General features: G+C 43.9%; 3 protein-coding genes. 1 reads left to right on the plus strand and 2 read right to left on the minus strand.

Annotation, left to right across the window (positions count from 1 at the left end; translation table 11 throughout):
- The coding region (locus R7P67_RS25120) for a sugar transferase (protein WP_318086358.1) at positions 1-319 on the plus strand (319 nt) is incomplete at its 5' end.
- An 18-nt stretch (positions 320-337) separates the two neighbouring features.
- Here R7P67_RS25120 and R7P67_RS25125 read toward each other — a convergent pair.
- Together R7P67_RS25125 and R7P67_RS25130 are read right to left on the minus strand one after the other, a co-directional pair.
- Positions 338-727: an ATP-binding protein gene (locus tag R7P67_RS25125; RefSeq protein WP_276420767.1), complete on the minus strand. Its 390-nt coding sequence runs from the start codon at positions 725-727 to the stop codon at positions 338-340.
- A gap of 120 nt (positions 728-847) precedes the next feature.
- The coding region (locus tag R7P67_RS25130; RefSeq protein ID WP_318086359.1) for a BCCT family transporter at positions 848-1,218 on the minus strand (371 nt) is incomplete at its 5' end.

Genomic DNA, 1,218 nt, shown 5'->3' on the forward strand with positions numbered 1-1,218 from the left:
TGAGTTACCGCAACTATTCAATGTATTGAAAGGTGAAATGTCTATGATTGGCCCTCGCCCTGAGCGCCCAGCCTTCTATCAAAAGTTGGAAGATGAAATTCCCTACTTTGTAGAGCGCACATACGGCGTACTGCCAGGTATTACAGGCTTGGCGCAAGTAAACCAAGGTTACGATGCTTGCATTGAAGACGTGAGAAGAAAAGTTGGTTTTGACCACAGCTATGCACTAAGCCTTGGGTCGTTTTACTCGTGGATCACGATGGATCTTTCTATCATGAGCAAAACGCTTATCGTAATGATTGATGGACGCGGCCAGTAATGCTTCGAGTCTATTTTGCTACTCTTGCCACTGGCGACGCATCTTCTCGATTGTCGCTGGTGGCACATTATGAATGCTCTGATATTCGCCCGAGCACACCATCACTTCCACCTCGATAGATTTCTTTCGGCAGTAATCTAAATACCGCTTCATTTCCCAATGTCGTACAAAGGTATTACTCACAATCACGATTTCCCCTTTGTTCAACCATTTTCGCGTTTGTTCAAAACACCATTCGTGCGCTTGCGGAAGCAAAGACGGATTGAAGTGGTACTCGCCTTTCTCATTCTCAAAATACATGTCGGCTTCGAAATGCTTCGCATCGAAATCTTTCACCAATTGTTTCGCCAAGGTTGTTTTTCCTGAGCCAGGAAGACCACGAATGAGAATAAGTTTAGCAAGCGACATAATGCAGTTGAGTGATGAAATAGAAGCCCAAACTGTAACGGAATTTTTTAAAAAGAAAAGCAGAAATAAAAATGCCGAGCAATGAATGCTCGGCATTGAGTATTAATTTATCAACATCGATTAGCGGTAAGCGGAAAGCTCGGTACGTAAACCTTTCACCAAACTCACACACATCAACAGTAGAACAAAGGTAAATGGCAAGCCGGTCGCAACCACACCAGACTGTAGCGCTTGTAAGGCTTCTTTACCGCCAACCCAGAGCATAACAGCGGCAATTGAACCCTCAATACACGCCCAAAAGATTCGCTGTGGAACGGGAGCATCAATCTTACCGCCCGCAGTGATACTGTCGATAACCAATGAACCGGAGTCAGATGAGGTGATAAAGAACACCAAAATCAAAACAATCGACAGAATAGAAATCACTGAGCTGTATGGTAATACATCGTAAACATGGAATAGTGTCAGTGAAATATCCGTTAAACCATTCG

Source organism: Vibrio sp. Vb0937 (assembly GCF_033338855.1).

Coding starts and splice junctions, on each gene's coding strand:
- R7P67_RS25125 (WP_276420767.1), bottom strand. CDS start 727: ATGTCGCTTGCTAAACTTATTCTCATTCGTGGTCTTCCTGGCTCAGGA.